15 protein-coding genes are annotated in these 13980 nt (G+C 58.7%); 11 read left to right on the top strand and 4 right to left on the bottom strand.

Going from position 1 to position 13980, the window contains the following annotated elements; translation table 11 throughout:
• Positions 1-3: 3 nt before the first annotated feature.
• Complete coding sequence (locus IB144_RS24565; RefSeq protein ID WP_004219133.1) at positions 4-153, bottom strand: hypothetical protein; 150 nt, start codon at positions 151-153, stop codon at positions 4-6.
• A 65-nt stretch (positions 154-218) separates the two neighbouring features.
• On the opposite strand from IB144_RS24565, the gene IB144_RS24560 reads away from it, so the two are divergent.
• The gene (locus tag IB144_RS24560; RefSeq protein WP_004151747.1) at positions 219-428 is read left to right on the top strand and encodes a CsbD family protein; all 210 of its coding nucleotides are present in this window, start codon (positions 219-221) and stop codon (positions 426-428) included.
• Positions 429-523: 95 nt separating this feature from the next.
• Here IB144_RS24560 and zur read toward each other — a convergent pair whose 3' ends face one another.
• On the bottom strand, positions 524-1039 hold the full coding sequence (gene zur / locus IB144_RS24555) for a zinc uptake transcriptional repressor Zur (RefSeq protein WP_002884931.1): 516 nt from the start codon (positions 1037-1039) through the stop codon (positions 524-526).
• Positions 1040-1288: 249 nt separating this feature from the next.
• On the opposite strand from zur, the gene IB144_RS24550 reads away from it, so the two are divergent.
• From IB144_RS24550 to pspG, 3 genes are all read left to right on the top strand, one after another.
• Positions 1289-1777 carry a cupin domain-containing protein gene (locus IB144_RS24550; RefSeq protein ID WP_002884935.1) on the top strand — a complete coding sequence of 163 codons (489 nt, stop codon included), beginning with the start codon at positions 1289-1291 and terminating at the stop codon, positions 1775-1777.
• A 100-nt stretch (positions 1778-1877) separates the two neighbouring features.
• Positions 1878-2876, top strand: coding sequence for a tRNA dihydrouridine(20/20a) synthase DusA (gene dusA / locus IB144_RS24545; protein ID WP_002884937.1), 999 nt, complete (start codon positions 1878-1880; stop codon positions 2874-2876).
• Between the two features lie 139 nt (positions 2877-3015).
• A complete protein-coding gene (gene pspG / locus IB144_RS24540; RefSeq protein ID WP_009484997.1) occupies positions 3016-3258 on the top strand; it encodes an envelope stress response protein PspG in 243 nt (80 codons plus the stop codon).
• Between the two features lie 182 nt (positions 3259-3440).
• On the opposite strand, the gene IB144_RS24535 is transcribed toward pspG, so the two are convergent.
• Positions 3441-4424 carry a quinone oxidoreductase gene (locus IB144_RS24535; protein ID WP_002884941.1) on the bottom strand — a complete coding sequence of 328 codons (984 nt, stop codon included), beginning with the start codon at positions 4422-4424 and terminating at the stop codon, positions 3441-3443.
• Positions 4425-4593: 169 nt separating this feature from the next.
• Between IB144_RS24535 and dnaB the strand changes: the two genes are divergently transcribed.
• From dnaB to IB144_RS24505, 6 genes are all read left to right on the top strand, one after another.
• The gene (dnaB, locus tag IB144_RS24530) at positions 4594-6009 is read left to right on the top strand and encodes a replicative DNA helicase (RefSeq protein ID WP_002884942.1); all 1416 of its coding nucleotides are present in this window, start codon (positions 4594-4596) and stop codon (positions 6007-6009) included.
• A 31-nt stretch (positions 6010-6040) separates the two neighbouring features.
• On the top strand, positions 6041-7120 hold the full coding sequence (alr, locus tag IB144_RS24525) for an alanine racemase (RefSeq protein ID WP_004214117.1): 1080 nt from the start codon (positions 6041-6043) through the stop codon (positions 7118-7120).
• A 176-nt stretch (positions 7121-7296) separates the two neighbouring features.
• Entirely contained in the window at positions 7297-8490 is a 1194-nt protein-coding gene (tyrB, locus tag IB144_RS24520; RefSeq protein ID WP_040165061.1) for an aromatic amino acid transaminase, read from the top strand.
• Positions 8491-8680: 190 nt separating this feature from the next.
• Entirely contained in the window at positions 8681-9394 is a 714-nt protein-coding gene (gene aphA / locus IB144_RS24515; protein WP_040165058.1) for an acid phosphatase AphA, read from the top strand.
• A gap of 130 nt (positions 9395-9524) precedes the next feature.
• Positions 9525-9941, top strand: coding sequence for a secondary thiamine-phosphate synthase enzyme YjbQ (locus IB144_RS24510; RefSeq protein WP_002884951.1), 417 nt, complete (start codon positions 9525-9527; stop codon positions 9939-9941).
• Positions 9942-9944: 3 nt separating this feature from the next.
• Entirely contained in the window at positions 9945-10301 is a 357-nt protein-coding gene (locus tag IB144_RS24505; protein ID WP_002884953.1) for an MmcQ/YjbR family DNA-binding protein, read from the top strand.
• Here IB144_RS24505 and uvrA read toward each other — a convergent pair whose 3' ends face one another.
• Positions 10302-13127: an excinuclease ABC subunit UvrA gene (gene uvrA, locus IB144_RS24500; protein WP_004146620.1), complete on the bottom strand. Its 2826-nt coding sequence runs from the start codon at positions 13125-13127 to the stop codon at positions 10302-10304.
• A gap of 251 nt (positions 13128-13378) precedes the next feature.
• Between uvrA and ssb1 the strand changes: the two genes are divergently transcribed.
• Positions 13379-13903 carry a single-stranded DNA-binding protein SSB1 gene (gene ssb1, locus IB144_RS24495; RefSeq protein ID WP_004151744.1) on the top strand — a complete coding sequence of 175 codons (525 nt, stop codon included), beginning with the start codon at positions 13379-13381 and terminating at the stop codon, positions 13901-13903.
• The last annotated feature ends 77 nt before the right edge of the window (positions 13904-13980 follow it).

Genomic DNA, 13980 nt, shown 5'->3' with positions numbered 1-13980 from the left:
CCGCTAGCCGTGACCTTCCCCGGTCGCGCTACGCTTACAGGGCGATTCAATAGCCCGGCTCAGCGTGGCGCAAGCCGGGAACATCCTCTTCGCGTTATCCCGCGGTGCGATGGTTAAAAATTCCGAATAACGAATCGACGCCAGCATTCTCATCTATAGTTAATACCATGTCCGGCACAAAACGGGCTGTAAACCCACCGAATGATGAGGACGTTATTATGAATAAAGACGAAATCGGCGGTAACTGGAAACAGTTTAAAGGTAAAGCCAAGGAACAGTGGGGCAAACTTACCGATGATGATATGACCGTAATCGAAGGGAAGCGCGACCAGCTGGTCGGCAAAATTCAGGAGCGTTACGGCTATGAGAAAGATCAGGCTGAGAAAGAAGTCTCAGACTGGGAGCATAAGAACGACTATCGCTGGTAGCGTTCCTTGATCCGAAGAATGAAGCATTTGTGTTAGTGCCTGTCTGAATGGCGCACGGACGCGCCGTTAACCCTTTTTCCCGCTGCGGCAGCCGCTCAGCGGGCTTTCTTTTTGAGCTGAATAGTATGATCGTGCTGGCAGTGTCCCGGGGTGCTGCAGGCTTCGACTTCCACGCAGCCCGCGCAAAGCCCGTGAGCTTCTATCACATTGTGGCGCAGGGCAAACCCCATGCGGGCCGCCAGCGTATGCATGATATCTTCCACCCCTTCCGCCGCTTCTTCTTTTACCACGCCGCAGCGGTCGCAGATAAACATGGCCGAGCTATGGGTCGGCTGGTCGAACAGATGGCACAGCACATAGCTATTGGTTGACTCTACCTTATGGACAAAACCCTGCTCGAGTAAAAACTCCAGCGCACGGTAAACCGTCGGCGGCTTCGCCTGCGGCTCTTTCTCACGTAGCAAGTCCAGCAGATCGTAGGCGCTGATTGCCCCTTGCTGCAGGCTCATCAGGCGCAACACTTCCAGACGCTGTGGAGTCAGGCGTACGCCGCGCTGTGCGCAAAGCTTTTCAGCATGCGCTAACATCTCTTGCGAAGGGGTCTTATCCATGAGCATCCTCGGGTTGCGTGAATTTGAATCTGTTACTTTATCACGTTCCTCAGAAAACACCGAGAGCCGGCAGGTGATACGGGTCATACTTCAGGTTGTCGGCACCGGCGCCCGTCCCGGGCGCTGGCCGCTTATTCTCGAGCAGACTACGCCTTAGCCGCTCGCTAAAACCACCATGTCCGATTTAATCACAACACGCCCGACCCTGGGTATGCTATATCTGAAGTGTCTCATTTTCGGGAGAAAACGATGAAACGACCTGATTGCATTCGCCACTGGCGCGAACTGGAAGGGCCCGACGATGCTACTTATCCCGACAGCCCGGAGCGTTTTTCAATCGGCGCGCCGCTGGGGCGAGGTTTACGTCTCAACCGGCTGGGGATCCACCACGAGCGGCTGCCGCCCGGGCGGCGCACCTCTTATCCACACGCGGAGAGCGATGAGGAAGAGTTCATCTACGTGCTGGAGGGCTATCCGGAAGTGTGGATAAACGGCTATCTCTGGAAGCTGGAGCCCGGCGACAGCGTGGGTTTTCCCGCTGGTACCGGCATCTGCCACACCTTTCTCAATAACACCGAGCAGGAAGTTCGTCTGCTGGTGGTGGGCGAGGCCAACAAGAAATACAACCGCATCTATTATCCTCTCAATCCCGGCTATGCCGCGACGCGCCAGGATCGCTGGGTTGACCATCCGCCGCAGTTCTTCGGTCCACACGACGGTAAGCCGCGGAAAAAGTAATCATTTCAGGTGAGGGGCGAAGCGCGGCGCACTATGCGCCTGTGGTGTATCTTTATGCTATAGTAGCGCCCCTTTTTACCCGGATGCTTATTTATTCGCCATGATGCCTGAATCAACGTCACCTGTTTTCCCTGCTCACCGCTTCTCCATCGCGCCGATGCTCGACTGGACCGACCGACACTGCCGCTACTTCCTGCGGCTGCTGTCGCGGCATACGCTGCTGTATACCGAAATGGTGACCACCGGGGCGATTATTCACGGCAAAGGGGACTATCTGGCCTATAGCGAAGAAGAGCACCCGGTTGCTCTGCAGCTCGGCGGCAGCGATCCCCAGGCCCTGGCGCAGTGCGCAAAGCTGGCCGAGGCGCGCGGCTATGATGAGATCAACCTCAACGTCGGCTGCCCCTCCGACCGCGTGCAGAACGGGATGTTTGGCGCTTGCCTGATGGGCAATGCGCCACTGGTGGCCGACTGCATCAAGGCGATGCGCGATGTGGTATCGATTCCGGTCACGGTGAAAACCCGTATCGGCATTGACGACCAGGATAGCTATGAGTTTCTGTGCGATTTCATTGAGACAGTCTCCGGCAAGGGCGAGTGTGAGATGTTTATTATTCACGCCCGCAAAGCCTGGCTCTCCGGCCTGAGTCCAAAAGAGAACCGCGAGATCCCGCCGCTGGATTACCCCCGCGTCTGGCAGCTGAAGCGCGATTTCCCCCACCTTACGATGGCGATCAACGGCGGCATCAAATCGCTGGACGAAGCCAGAGTACAGCTTGAGCATATGGATGGGGTGATGGTCGGGCGTGAGGCCTATCAGAACCCGGGCATTCTGGCCTCGGTCGACCGCGAAATTTTCGGCGTCGCCGGCGCGGATGCCGATCCGGTAGCGGTGGTGCGAGCCATGTACCCCTATATTGAGCGCGAGCTCAGCAAGGGCACCTATCTGGGCCATATTACCCGCCATATGCTGGGGCTGTTTCAGGGGATCCCCGGCGCTCGCCAGTGGCGTCGCTACCTGAGCGAAAATGCGCATAAAGCCGGCGCCGATATTGCGGTGCTGGAGCATGCCCTGAAGCTGGTGGCCGATAAACGTTAATTTCTGACCAAAACCTGGTGAAATTGACCACGCCTCGCGCACTGACGCGGGGCGTTTTCTTTTAAAGTCAAGTGCTTATGTTTGGCATGCTTTTTGTAATACCTGCAGAGTGAAGTATTCATTTTTTGGGGAGAGAACCATGCTGGAACTGCTATTTGTCATTGGATTTTTTGTCATGCTGCTGGTCACCGGCGTATCGCTGCTGGGGATTATCGCGGCAATCGTGGTGGCGACGGCGCTGATGTTCGTCGGCGGGTTGTTCGCCTTGATGATCAAATTACTGCCGTGGCTGCTGCTGGCGGTGGCGGCGGTGTGGGTTATTCGGGCGCTGAAATCCCCGAACGGAAATGCTTTTCGCGACAATAACCGTTGGCGTTACTAAGGTATTGAGGGGTGCGTCACAACCTGAACAATTTTGCAGACAACCGCGTAGGCATTGCTGCGCAAATCTGTCACTATTAGCGCGTTAACGAATTCATCGCGCTGTACCCTACATACAGCCGAACTAAAAAAAAGTAAGGGCTTCCCAGGTGGAAGCCCTAAACTTTTGCCCCTTCTGCCAACTTATGGCAGCAGCAAACTCGAACCCTGCGTCACCCGGCTCTCCAGAACTTCATGCGCCCGCCGCGCTTCGCTCAGCGGATAGATCTGACTTTCAGCCACGTCCACTTTAATCACCCCGCTGGCGATCAGCGAAAACAGTTCACTGCAGGCTTCCTCCAGTTCTTCCCGGTTGGTGATATAGCCCTGCAGCGATGGGCGAGTGACGTACAGGGAGCCTTTTTGATTCAGGATCCCCAGATTAACGCCGGTCACCGGACCGGAGGAGTTACCAAAGCTGACCATCAGGCCGCGGCGCTGCAGACAGTCCAGAGAGGCCTCCCAGGTATCTTTCCCCACCGAGTCGTAGACGACGGCCACTTTCTTACCGTCGGTGAGCGCCTTGAGCCGCTCCACGATAGACTCCTCGCGATAGTTAATCACCTGCCAGGCGCCCGCCTCTTTGGCGCGCTGCGCTTTCTGCGCGCTGCCGACGGTACCGATAAGTTTCGCCCCCAGCGCTTTCGCCCACTGACAGGCTATCAGCCCCACGCCGCCAGCGGCCGCGTGAAACAGGAACATCTCATCAGGCTTAATTTCATAGGTTTTGCGCAGCAGATACCAGACCGTTAATCCTTTGAGGAACGACGCGGCGGCCTGTTCGAAAGAGATAGCGTCCGGCAGGACCGCCGCTTTGTCGGCCAGCACATTGTGTACCGTGCTGTAGGCGCCGAGCGCCGACTGGGCGTACACCACCCGATCGCCTACCTTAATATGCGTGACCCCATGGCCAACTTTACTGACGATGCCGGCCGCCTCGGTGCCCAGGCCGCTCGGCAGCGACGGCGGCGGATAGAGGCCGCTGCGAACATAGGTGTCGATATAGTTGATGCCGATGGCTTTGTTTTCGACCTGAATCTCATGTTCTGCGGGATCGCGTGGCGTGAACTCAACCGCCTGAAGCACCTCCGGTCCCCCGTGTTTCGAAAATTCGATGCGTGTTGCCATGTTCGCTCCTGTGTTGTTCCGAGATTATTCAGTAAGCTTAACAGCCTGCGCCGGCGGCGACGGATTTTCTTACCCGCCTCAGGCCTGCCACGCTTAATGGGTTCTTTAGCGGCAATGGCTTTCTCGCTATACTGTCACGCTCTTTTCCGGATCGGTGAAATGTTAGGCTATGGCAGGAAATAAACCCTTCAACAAACCACAGACAGAAACCCGCGAACGCGATCCGCAGCTCGCCGGGCTGAAAGTCCCGCCGCACTCGATTGAAGCGGAGCAGTCGGTGTTGGGCGGTTTAATGCTGGATAACGAGCGCTGGGACGACGTCGCCGAACGCGTCGTTGCCGACGACTTTTATACCCGTCCGCACCGTCATATTTTTACCGAGATGGCGCGCCTGCAAGAGTCCGGCAGTCCGATTGACCTGATTACCCTCGCCGAGTCGCTGGAGCGTCAAGGGCAACTGGACAGCGTGGGCGGCTTCGCCTATCTGGCCGAACTGTCCAAAAACACGCCCAGCGCGGCTAACATCAGCGCCTATGCCGACATCGTGCGCGAACGCGCGGTGGTGCGCGAAATGATTTCGGTGGCCAACGAGATCGCCGAAGCCGGCTTCGACCCGCAGGGGCGAACCAGCGAAGATCTGCTCGACCTCGCCGAATCCCGGGTTTTCAAAATCGCCGAAAGCCGGGCCAACAAAGACGAAGGGCCGAAGAACATCGCCGATGTCCTCGATGCCACCGTCGCCCGTATCGAACAGCTGTTCCAGCAGCCCCATGACGGCGTCACCGGGGTCAATACCGGCTACGACGACCTCAACAAAAAGACCGCCGGCCTGCAGCCGTCGGATCTGATTATCGTCGCCGCCCGTCCATCGATGGGTAAAACGACCTTCGCGATGAACCTCGTGGAAAACGCGGCGATGCTGCAGGACAAACCGGTATTAATCTTCAGTCTCGAGATGCCCTCGGAACAGATCATGATGCGTTCTCTGGCCTCGCTGTCGCGCGTCGATCAGACCCGCATTCGTACCGGTCAACTGGACGACGAAGACTGGGCGCGGATCTCCGGCACCATGGGCATCCTGCTGGAAAAGCGCAATATCTATATCGATGACTCCTCCGGCCTGACGCCGACGGAGGTGCGCTCCCGCGCGCGGCGTATCGCCCGCGAGCACGGCGGCATCGGACTGATTATGATCGACTACCTGCAGCTGATGCGCGTGCCGTCGCTCTCCGACAACCGTACCCTTGAGATTGCCGAAATCTCCCGCTCGCTGAAGGCGCTGGCGAAAGAGCTGCAGGTGCCGGTGGTGGCGCTGTCGCAGCTTAACCGCTCGCTGGAGCAGCGCGCCGATAAGCGCCCGGTCAACTCCGACCTGCGTGAGTCCGGCTCTATCGAACAGGATGCCGACTTAATCATGTTCATTTACCGTGATGAGGTCTATCACGAGAACAGCGATCTTAAAGGCATCGCGGAAATTATCATTGGTAAACAACGTAACGGCCCGATCGGCACCGTGCGACTGACCTTTAACGGCCAGTGGTCGCGTTTCGATAATTATGCCGGTCCTCAGTATGATGATGAGTAATCCTTCCGCCTTCTTTTATTAAGGAATTCAAATGCAAGCGGCAACTGTAGTTATCAACCGCCGCGCTCTGCGACACAACCTGCAACGTCTGCGTGAACTGGCGCCCGCCAGCAAACTGGTTGCGGTAGTGAAAGCGAACGCCTACGGACACGGTCTTCTCGAGACCGCGCGAACGCTGACCGACGCCGACGCCTTTGGCGTCGCCCGCCTGGAAGAGGCGCTGCGCCTGCGAGCGGGGGGCATCGCCCAGCCGATCCTCCTGCTGGAAGGCTTTTTTGCTGCGGAAGACCTGGCGGTGATCGCCGCCCAGCGCCTGCATACGGCGGTGCATAGCCCCGAACAGCTGGCGGCGCTGGAGCAAGCCGATCTCCCCGAGCCGGTGACCGTGTGGATGAAGCTGGATACCGGCATGCATCGCTTAGGGGTGCGCCCGGAGGAAGCCGAGGCGTTTTATCAGCGTCTGAGCCAGTGTAAAAACGTCCGCCAGCCGGTGAACGTGGTGAGCCACTTCGCGCGCGCCGATGAGCCGACCTGCGGCGCCACCGAACGCCAGCTGGACATCTTCACCACCTTTACCGAAGGCAAACCGGGGCTGCGCTCTATCGCCGCCTCGGGCGGCATTCTGCTGTGGCCGCAATCGCATTACGACTGGGTGCGCCCCGGAATTATCCTGTATGGCGTGTCGCCGCTGGACGATCGCTCCACCGGGAAAGATTTCGGCTGCCAGCCGGTGATGACCCTGACGTCCAGCCTGATTGCGGTGCGCGAGCATAAAGCAGGGGAGCCCGTCGGGTACGGCGGCACCTGGATCAGCGAACGCGATACCCGTCTCGGCGTGGTGGCGATGGGCTATGGCGACGGTTATCCGCGTGCGGCACCGTCGGGCACGCCGGTGCTGGTCAATGGCCGGGAAGTGCCGATTGTCGGCCGGGTGGCGATGGATATGATCTGCGTTGACCTCGGACCGCAGGCCCAGGATAAGGCCGGCGATGCGGTAGTGCTGTGGGGAGAGGGGCTCCCGGTAGAGCGCATCGCCGAGATAACGAAAGTGAGTGCTTACGAACTTATTACGCGACTGACCTCCCGCGTCGCCATGAAATACTTCGACTAAGCCTCTGGCGTACCGGATAGCACAGAGGCTGATCCGGTACGCACCAGGCCTGCGGCGCTCAAAAAAGCGGTTTATACCGCTGCGCGGTCACTTTCCCCTCAACATCCTCTCGACCTGCCGTCATATCCGGTTTATTGTGTAAGAACCTGCCCCATGTAAACCTGGAGATACATCGCGTGTTTCAAAAAGTTGACGCCTACGCCGGCGACCCTATTCTTTCTCTGATGGAACGCTTCAAAGAAGACCCGCGAAGCGACAAAGTCAACCTGAGTATCGGGCTGTACTACAACGATGACGGCATTATCCCGCAGCTGCAGGCGGTGGCGGAAGCGGAAGCACGCCTGAACGCCGAGCCACATGGCGCCTCGCTGTATCTGCCAATGGAAGGGTTGAGCGGCTACCGTCAGGCGATTGCGCCGCTGCTGTTTGGCGCAGAGCATACCGCGCTTAAGCAAAATCGCATTGCCTCTATTCAGACGGTCGGCGGTTCGGGCGCGCTGAAGGTCGGGGCCGACTTCCTCAAACGTTACTTTCCTGAGTCTCATGTCTGGGTCAGCGATCCGACCTGGGAAAACCACATCGCCATTTTTGAAGGGGCTGGCTTCGAAGTAAGTACTTACCCCTGGTTTGATAAAGCCACCAACGGCGTGCGCTTTGAGGACCTGCTGGCGACGCTGCAAACGCTGCCGGCGCGCGATATTGTGCTGCTGCACCCTTGCTGCCACAACCCGACCGGCGCCGACCTGACGCCAGCCCAGTGGGACCGCGTGGTTGAGGTATTGAAAGCGCGTCAGCTGATCCCCTTCCTCGACATCGCCTACCAGGGCTTTGGCGGGGGGCTGGAAGAGGATGCCTACGCTATTCGCGCCATCGCCAGCACCGGGATGCCGATGCTGGTCAGCAACTCGTTCTCCAAAATTTTCTCGCTGTACGGGGAGCGCGTCGGCGGTCTGTCCGTGGTCTGTGAAGACAGCGAAACCGCGGGCCGCGTGCTGGGGCAGCTGAAGGCCACCGTGCGCCGCAACTACTCCAGCCCGCCGAGCTTTGGCGCGCAGGTGGTGGCGACGGTGCTGAACGATGCAGCTCTGAAAGCCACCTGGCAGGCGGAAGTGGACGCCATGCGCGCGCACATCCTGACCATGCGCCAGGCGCTGGTCGACGCGCTGCAGCAGGTTGCCCCGGGCAGCAAAGTGGATTACCTGCTCAAGCAGCGCGGGATGTTCAGCTATACCGGATTTAGCGCGGCGCAGGTGGATCGTCTGCGCGACGAGTTTGGCGTCTACCTGATTGCCAGCGGACGCATGTGCGTGGCGGGGTTAAACTCACGTAATGTTCAGCAGGTAGCGAAAGCTTTTGCCGCGGTAATGTAAGCCGCTCTCCAGCAGGTTGTCTCTGCCGGTCAACGGGCAGGGGCAACCCCCTCGGATGTGATCATCCTCTTTTTCTATGACATCTGCGCGAAAAAGGCTTTTCATCCATGCCGCCGGCGGGTAAGGTCGGGACGTTGATAAGCATGCACATTATTGAAAACAATAATGATTGATAGATTTAGGGATAAATATGCGCAAACTTACTCTCGCCCTTGCGGCGGCTTCTCTCCTGTTCACGCTGAACAGCGCCGTTGTGGCGCGCGCCTCCACGCCGCAGCCGCTATGTGTCGGCACCAACGTGGCCCAGCTGGCCGAGCAGGCGCCGATCCACTGGGTTTCGGTGGCGCAAATTGAGAACAGCCTGCTGGGGCGGCCGCCGATGGCCGTCGGCTTTGATATCGATGACACCGTCCTCTTCTCCAGTCCGGGTTTCTGGCGCGGGCAAAAAACCTTCTCTCCCGGCAGCGAGGATTACCTGAAAAACCCGCAGTTCTGGGAAAAAATGAACAATGGCTGGGATGAATTCAGCATGCCGAAAGAGGTGGCGCGCCAGCTGATTGCGATGCATGTGAAGCGCGGGGACAGCATCTGGTTCGTCACCGGCCGCAGCCAGACCAAAACCGAAACCGTTTCTAAAACCCTGCAGGATGATTTTCTCATCCCGGCCGCCAATATGAATCCGGTGATTTTCGCTGGCGATAAGCCTGGCCAAAACACCAAGACCCAGTGGCTGCAGGCGAAGCAGATAAAGGTTTTCTACGGCGATTCGGATAACGATATCACCGCCGCCCGCGAAGCGGGCGCCCGTGGCATCCGCGTGCTGCGGGCCGCCAACTCCTCCTATAAGCCGTTGCCGATGGCTGGCGCGCTGGGCGAGGAAGTAATCGTCAATTCCGAATACTGATGACCGCCTGAACGCGATAAACGGCAGCGACGGCGCTGCCGTTTTTTTATGCAAAATCAGGGGTGGAAGGTTTTACCTTTTCACGTATTGCTGCACACTTAGAAGGATTCATTCGCAAAAGGAGTCAATGATGTGGTATCAGCAAACCCTGACGCTTGGGCCAAAATCCCGCGGTTTTCATCTGGTCACTGACGAAATCCTTGGCCAGATCCGCGGGCTGTCCGGGGTGAAGGTTGGCCTGCTGCACCTCCTGCTCCAGCATACTTCCGCTTCCCTGACGCTCAACGAAAACTGCGATCCCACCGTCCGCTATGACATGGAGCAGTATTTTCTCAACGCCGTACCGGACAATGCGCCGTATGAACATGACTATGAAGGCCCTGACGATATGCCGTCGCACATCAAATCATCGATGCTTGGCGTGTCGCTAATGCTGCCGGTCGAGGACGGACGCGTCAGGCTGGGAACCTGGCAGGGCATCTGGCTGGGGGAGCATCGGATACACGGCGGTTCGCGGCGCATCGTTGCGACGCTCATGGGGGAATAAAAGATGACAATTTCGGAGTTATTACAGTACTGCATGGCGAAACCGGGAGCAGAGCAGAGCGTCCACAGCGACTGGAAAGCCACGCAGATTAAGGTCTCAGACGTGCTGTTTGCCATGGTGAAGGAGGTTGAGGACCAGCGGCCGGCGGTCGCGCTGAAGGCGAGTCCGGAGCTGGCTGAGCTGCTGCGTCAGCAGCATCGCGATGTCCGGCCCAGCCAGCATCTCAATAAAGCGCACTGGAGCACCGTCTATCTGGATGGCTCGCTGCCGGATTCGCAAATCTACTACCTGGTCGATGCGTCTTATCAGCAGGCGGTGAAAATGCTGCCGGAGCCGGTCCGGCAGCAGCTTACCCGCTAATTATTTCAGCATGGGCTTGAGGAAGCGCGCGGTGTGCGAGGCTTCGCACTCGGCGACGGTTTCCGGCGTACCGGAGACCAGGATTTCGCCGCCGCCGCTGCCGCCTTCCGGGCCGAGATCGACAATCCAGTCGGCAGTTTTAATCACATCGAGGTTGTGCTCAATCACCACGATGGTATTGCCCTGATCGCGCAGCTGGTGCAGCACTTCCAGCAACTGCTGGATATCGGCGAAGTGCAGACCGGTGGTCGGCTCATCGAGGATATACAGCGTCTGGCCGGTACCGCGCTTGGACAGCTCGCGCGCCAGCTTCACGCGCTGCGCCTCGCCGCCGGACAGGGTCGTCGCCGACTGGCCAAGGCGGATATAGGTCAGGCCGACGTCCATCAGGGTTTGCAGCTTACGCGCCAGTGCCGGCACGGCATCAAAGAATTCACGCGCCTCTTCAATGGTCATATCCAGCACTTCGTGGATGGTCTTACCCTTGTACTTAATCTCCAGCGTTTCGCGGTTATAGCGTTTGCCTTTGCACTGGTCGCACGGCACGTAGATATCCGGCAGGAAGTGCATCTCAACCTTAATGACGCCGTCACCCTGGCAGGCTTCGCAGCGCCCACCGCGAACGTTAAAGCTAAAGCGCCCCGGCGTATAGCCGCGTGAGCGAGACTCCGGTACGCCGGCGAACAGCTCGCGCACCGGGGTAAACACCCCGGTATAGGTTGCCGGGTTGGAGCGCGGCGTCCGGCCGATCGGGCTCTGGTCGATATCGATCACTTTATCGAAATGTTCCAGCCCCTGGATATCGCGATACGGCGCTGGTTCGGCGATGGTCGCGCCGTTGAGCTGGCGCTGGGCAATCGGGAACAGGGTATCGTTGATCAGCGTGGATTTACCCGAGCCGGAGACGCCGGTGATGCAGGTAAACAGGCCCACTGGCAGGGTGAGCGTTACATCCTTCAGGTTGTTGCCGCGCGCGCCGGTCAGTTTGAGGACTTTCTCCGGGTTGGCGGGCACGCGCTGTTTCGGCACTTCAATTTTGCGTTTACCGCTCATGAACTGGCCGGTCAGGGATTCCGGGACCGCCATAATGGCCTCCAGCGGCCCTTCCGCTACTACCTGGCCGCCGTGAACGCCAGCGCCGGGACCGATATCGATCACATGGTCGGCGGCGCGAATGGCGTCTTCGTCGTGCTCAACGACGATCACCGTGTTACCTAAATTACGCAGGTGGATCAGGGTGCCGAGCAGGCGTTCGTTATCGCGCTGGTGCAGGCCGATAGAGGGTTCATCCAGCACGTACATCACGCCAACCAGCCCGGCGCCAATCTGGCTTGCCAGACGGATACGCTGGGCTTCGCCGCCGGAGAGCGTTTCCGCCGAGCGGGAGAGCGTCAGGTAGTTGAGGCCGACGTTGACGAGGAATTTCAGACGATCGCCAATCTCTTTCAGCACTTTTTCGGCGATTTTCGCCCGCTGGCCGGAGAGCTTCAGATTGTTGAAGAAATCCATCGCATGGCCGATGCTCATATCGGAGATGGTCGGCAGCGGGGTGTTTTCCACAAACACGTGGCGCGCCTCGCGACGCAGACGCGTGCCGTCGCAGCTGGCGCACGGACGGTTGCTGATGAACTTCGCCAGCTCTTCGCGCACCGCGCTGGATTCCGTCTCTTTGTAACGGCGCTCCATGTTATGCAGCACGCCTTCGAACGGATGGCGGCGCACCGAGGTATCCCCGCGGTCGTTCATGTATTTGAATTCAATACTTTCTTTACCTGAACCGTACAGCACCACTTTCTGCACGTTGGCGCTGAGGGTGCCCCATGGCGCTTCGACGTCGAATTTATAGTGCTCCGCCAGCGACTTCAGCATCTGGAAGTAGTAGAAGTTACGCCGATCCCAGCCGCGGATGGCGCCGCCCGCCAGCGACAGCTCGGGATTTTGCACCACGCGATCGGGATCGAAATATTGCTGCACGCCGAGGCCGTCGCAGGTCGGGCAGGCGCCCGCCGGGTTGTTAAAGGAGAACAGACGCGGCTCCAGCTCGCGCATGCTGTAGCCGCAGATCGGGCAGGCGAAGTTGGCGGAAAACAGCAGTTCTTCCGCTTTCTCATCATCCATATTAGCCACAATGGCGGTCCCGCCGGAGAGCTCCAGCGCGGTTTCAAACGACTCGGCCAGGCGCTGCGCCAGATCGTCGCGCACCTTGAAGCGGTCGATGACTACCTCAATGGTGTGCTTCTTCTGCAGCTCCAGCTTCGGCGGATCCGACAGATCGCAGACCTCGCCGTCGATCCGCGCGCGGATGTAGCCCTGACTGGCGAGGTTTTCCAGGGTTTTAGTGTGCTCGCCTTTGCGCTCTTTAATAATGGGCGCCAGCAGCATCAGGCGCAGGCCTTCCGGCTGGGCGAGGACATTATCGACCATCTGACTGACGGTTTGCGCCGCCAGCGGCACGTCGTGATCCGGACAGCGCGGTTCGCCGACGCGGGCGTACAGCAGACGCAGATAGTCGTGAATTTCGGTAATAGTACCCACCGTCGAGCGGGGGTTGTGAGAGGTTGATTTCTGTTCGATGGAAATCGCCGGCGACAGCCCTTCGATATGGTCGACGTCCGGCTTCTCCATCAGCGACAGGAACTGTCGCGCATAGGCGGAGAGCGATTCGACGTAGCGACGCTGGCCTTCGGCATACAGGGTGTCGAAAGCGAGTGAAGATTTGCCAGACCCGGAAAGCCCGGTGACGACAATGAGTTTGTCGCGCGGGATAACGAGGTTGATGTTTTTGAGATTATGGGTGCGGGCGCCCCGAACTTCGATCTTATCCATTCACCTTTCCCGGTAGGTAGATACACGGATTGCCTGGTTTGCTTGAAGGACAAACGGCAGAAACGGCTAATTATGACACAATTTAACCTGAATGAATATACAGTATCGGAATGCAAATTCGGGTCGAGTGTGCAACAATGCCGTAGCCGGGTACTATCTCTGGAATCAGCCTCGCAGCTATTAAAATGCTACGTGGAAATGGTACACTCGCGCGTTTACACTATTAAGAAACGTATTCAGGAGACACGAACATGGCCAGCAGAGGCGTAAACAAGGTGATTCTCGTCGGTAATCTGGGGCAGGACCCGGAAGTACGCTACATGCCAAGTGGCGGCGCTGTCGCCAACTTCACGCTGGCAACTTCCGAATCCTGGCGTGACAAGCAGACCGGCGAAATGAAAGAGCAGACCGAGTGGCACCGCGTTGTGCTGTTCGGCAAACTGGCGGAAGTCGCTGGTGAGTATCTGCGTAAAGGCTCTCAGGTGTACATTGAAGGCCAGCTGCGTACCCGCAAGTGGACCGATCAATCCGGTCAGGACAAATACACCACCGAAGTGGTGGTGAACGTGGGCGGCACCATGCAGATGCTGGGCGGCCGTCAGGGCGGCGGCGCACCGGCAGGCGGCGGCCAGCAGCAGGGCGGTTGGGGTCAGCCGCAGCAGCCGCAGGGAGGCAACCAGTTCAGCGGCGGCGCGCAGTCCCGTCCGCAGCAGCAGGCCCCGGCAGCGCCTTCCAACGAACCGCCGATGGACTTCGACGACGACATCCCGTTCTAAGGCTTGCCTTAGGCGCACTGTCTACGCAGTCGAAAACAGAAAGCCCCGGTTTCGCCGGGGCTTTTTCTTTGTTATTC

The organism is Klebsiella sp. K4 (assembly GCF_014596785.2).
Lineage (GTDB): Bacteria > Pseudomonadota > Gammaproteobacteria > Enterobacterales > Enterobacteriaceae > Klebsiella > Klebsiella pneumoniae.
The sequence above is the reverse complement of the archived record's forward strand: the minus strand, read 5'-3'. Positions and strand labels throughout refer to the sequence as shown.

Coding starts and splice junctions, on each gene's coding strand:
- aphA (WP_040165058.1), top strand. CDS start 8,681: ATGCGCAAACTTACTCTCGCCCTTGCGGCGGCTTCTCTCCTGTTCACG.
- dusA (WP_002884937.1), top strand. CDS start 1,878: ATGATGCCTGAATCAACGTCACCTGTTTTCCCTGCTCACCGCTTCTCC.
- IB144_RS24505 (WP_002884953.1), top strand. CDS start 9,945: ATGACAATTTCGGAGTTATTACAGTACTGCATGGCGAAACCGGGAGCA.
- IB144_RS24510 (WP_002884951.1), top strand. CDS start 9,525: ATGTGGTATCAGCAAACCCTGACGCTTGGGCCAAAATCCCGCGGTTTT.
- uvrA (WP_004146620.1), bottom strand. CDS start 13,127: ATGGATAAGATCGAAGTTCGGGGCGCCCGCACCCATAATCTCAAAAAC.
- alr (WP_004214117.1), top strand. CDS start 6,041: ATGCAAGCGGCAACTGTAGTTATCAACCGCCGCGCTCTGCGACACAAC.
- IB144_RS24535 (WP_002884941.1), bottom strand. CDS start 4,424: ATGGCAACACGCATCGAATTTTCGAAACACGGGGGACCGGAGGTGCTT.
- zur (WP_002884931.1), bottom strand. CDS start 1,039: ATGGATAAGACCCCTTCGCAAGAGATGTTAGCGCATGCTGAAAAGCTT.
- IB144_RS24550 (WP_002884935.1), top strand. CDS start 1,289: ATGAAACGACCTGATTGCATTCGCCACTGGCGCGAACTGGAAGGGCCC.
- IB144_RS24565 (WP_004219133.1), bottom strand. CDS start 153: ATGAGAATGCTGGCGTCGATTCGTTATTCGGAATTTTTAACCATCGCA.
- dnaB (WP_002884942.1), top strand. CDS start 4,594: ATGGCAGGAAATAAACCCTTCAACAAACCACAGACAGAAACCCGCGAA.
- IB144_RS24560 (WP_004151747.1), top strand. CDS start 219: ATGAATAAAGACGAAATCGGCGGTAACTGGAAACAGTTTAAAGGTAAA.
- ssb1 (WP_004151744.1), top strand. CDS start 13,379: ATGGCCAGCAGAGGCGTAAACAAGGTGATTCTCGTCGGTAATCTGGGG.
- pspG (WP_009484997.1), top strand. CDS start 3,016: ATGCTGGAACTGCTATTTGTCATTGGATTTTTTGTCATGCTGCTGGTC.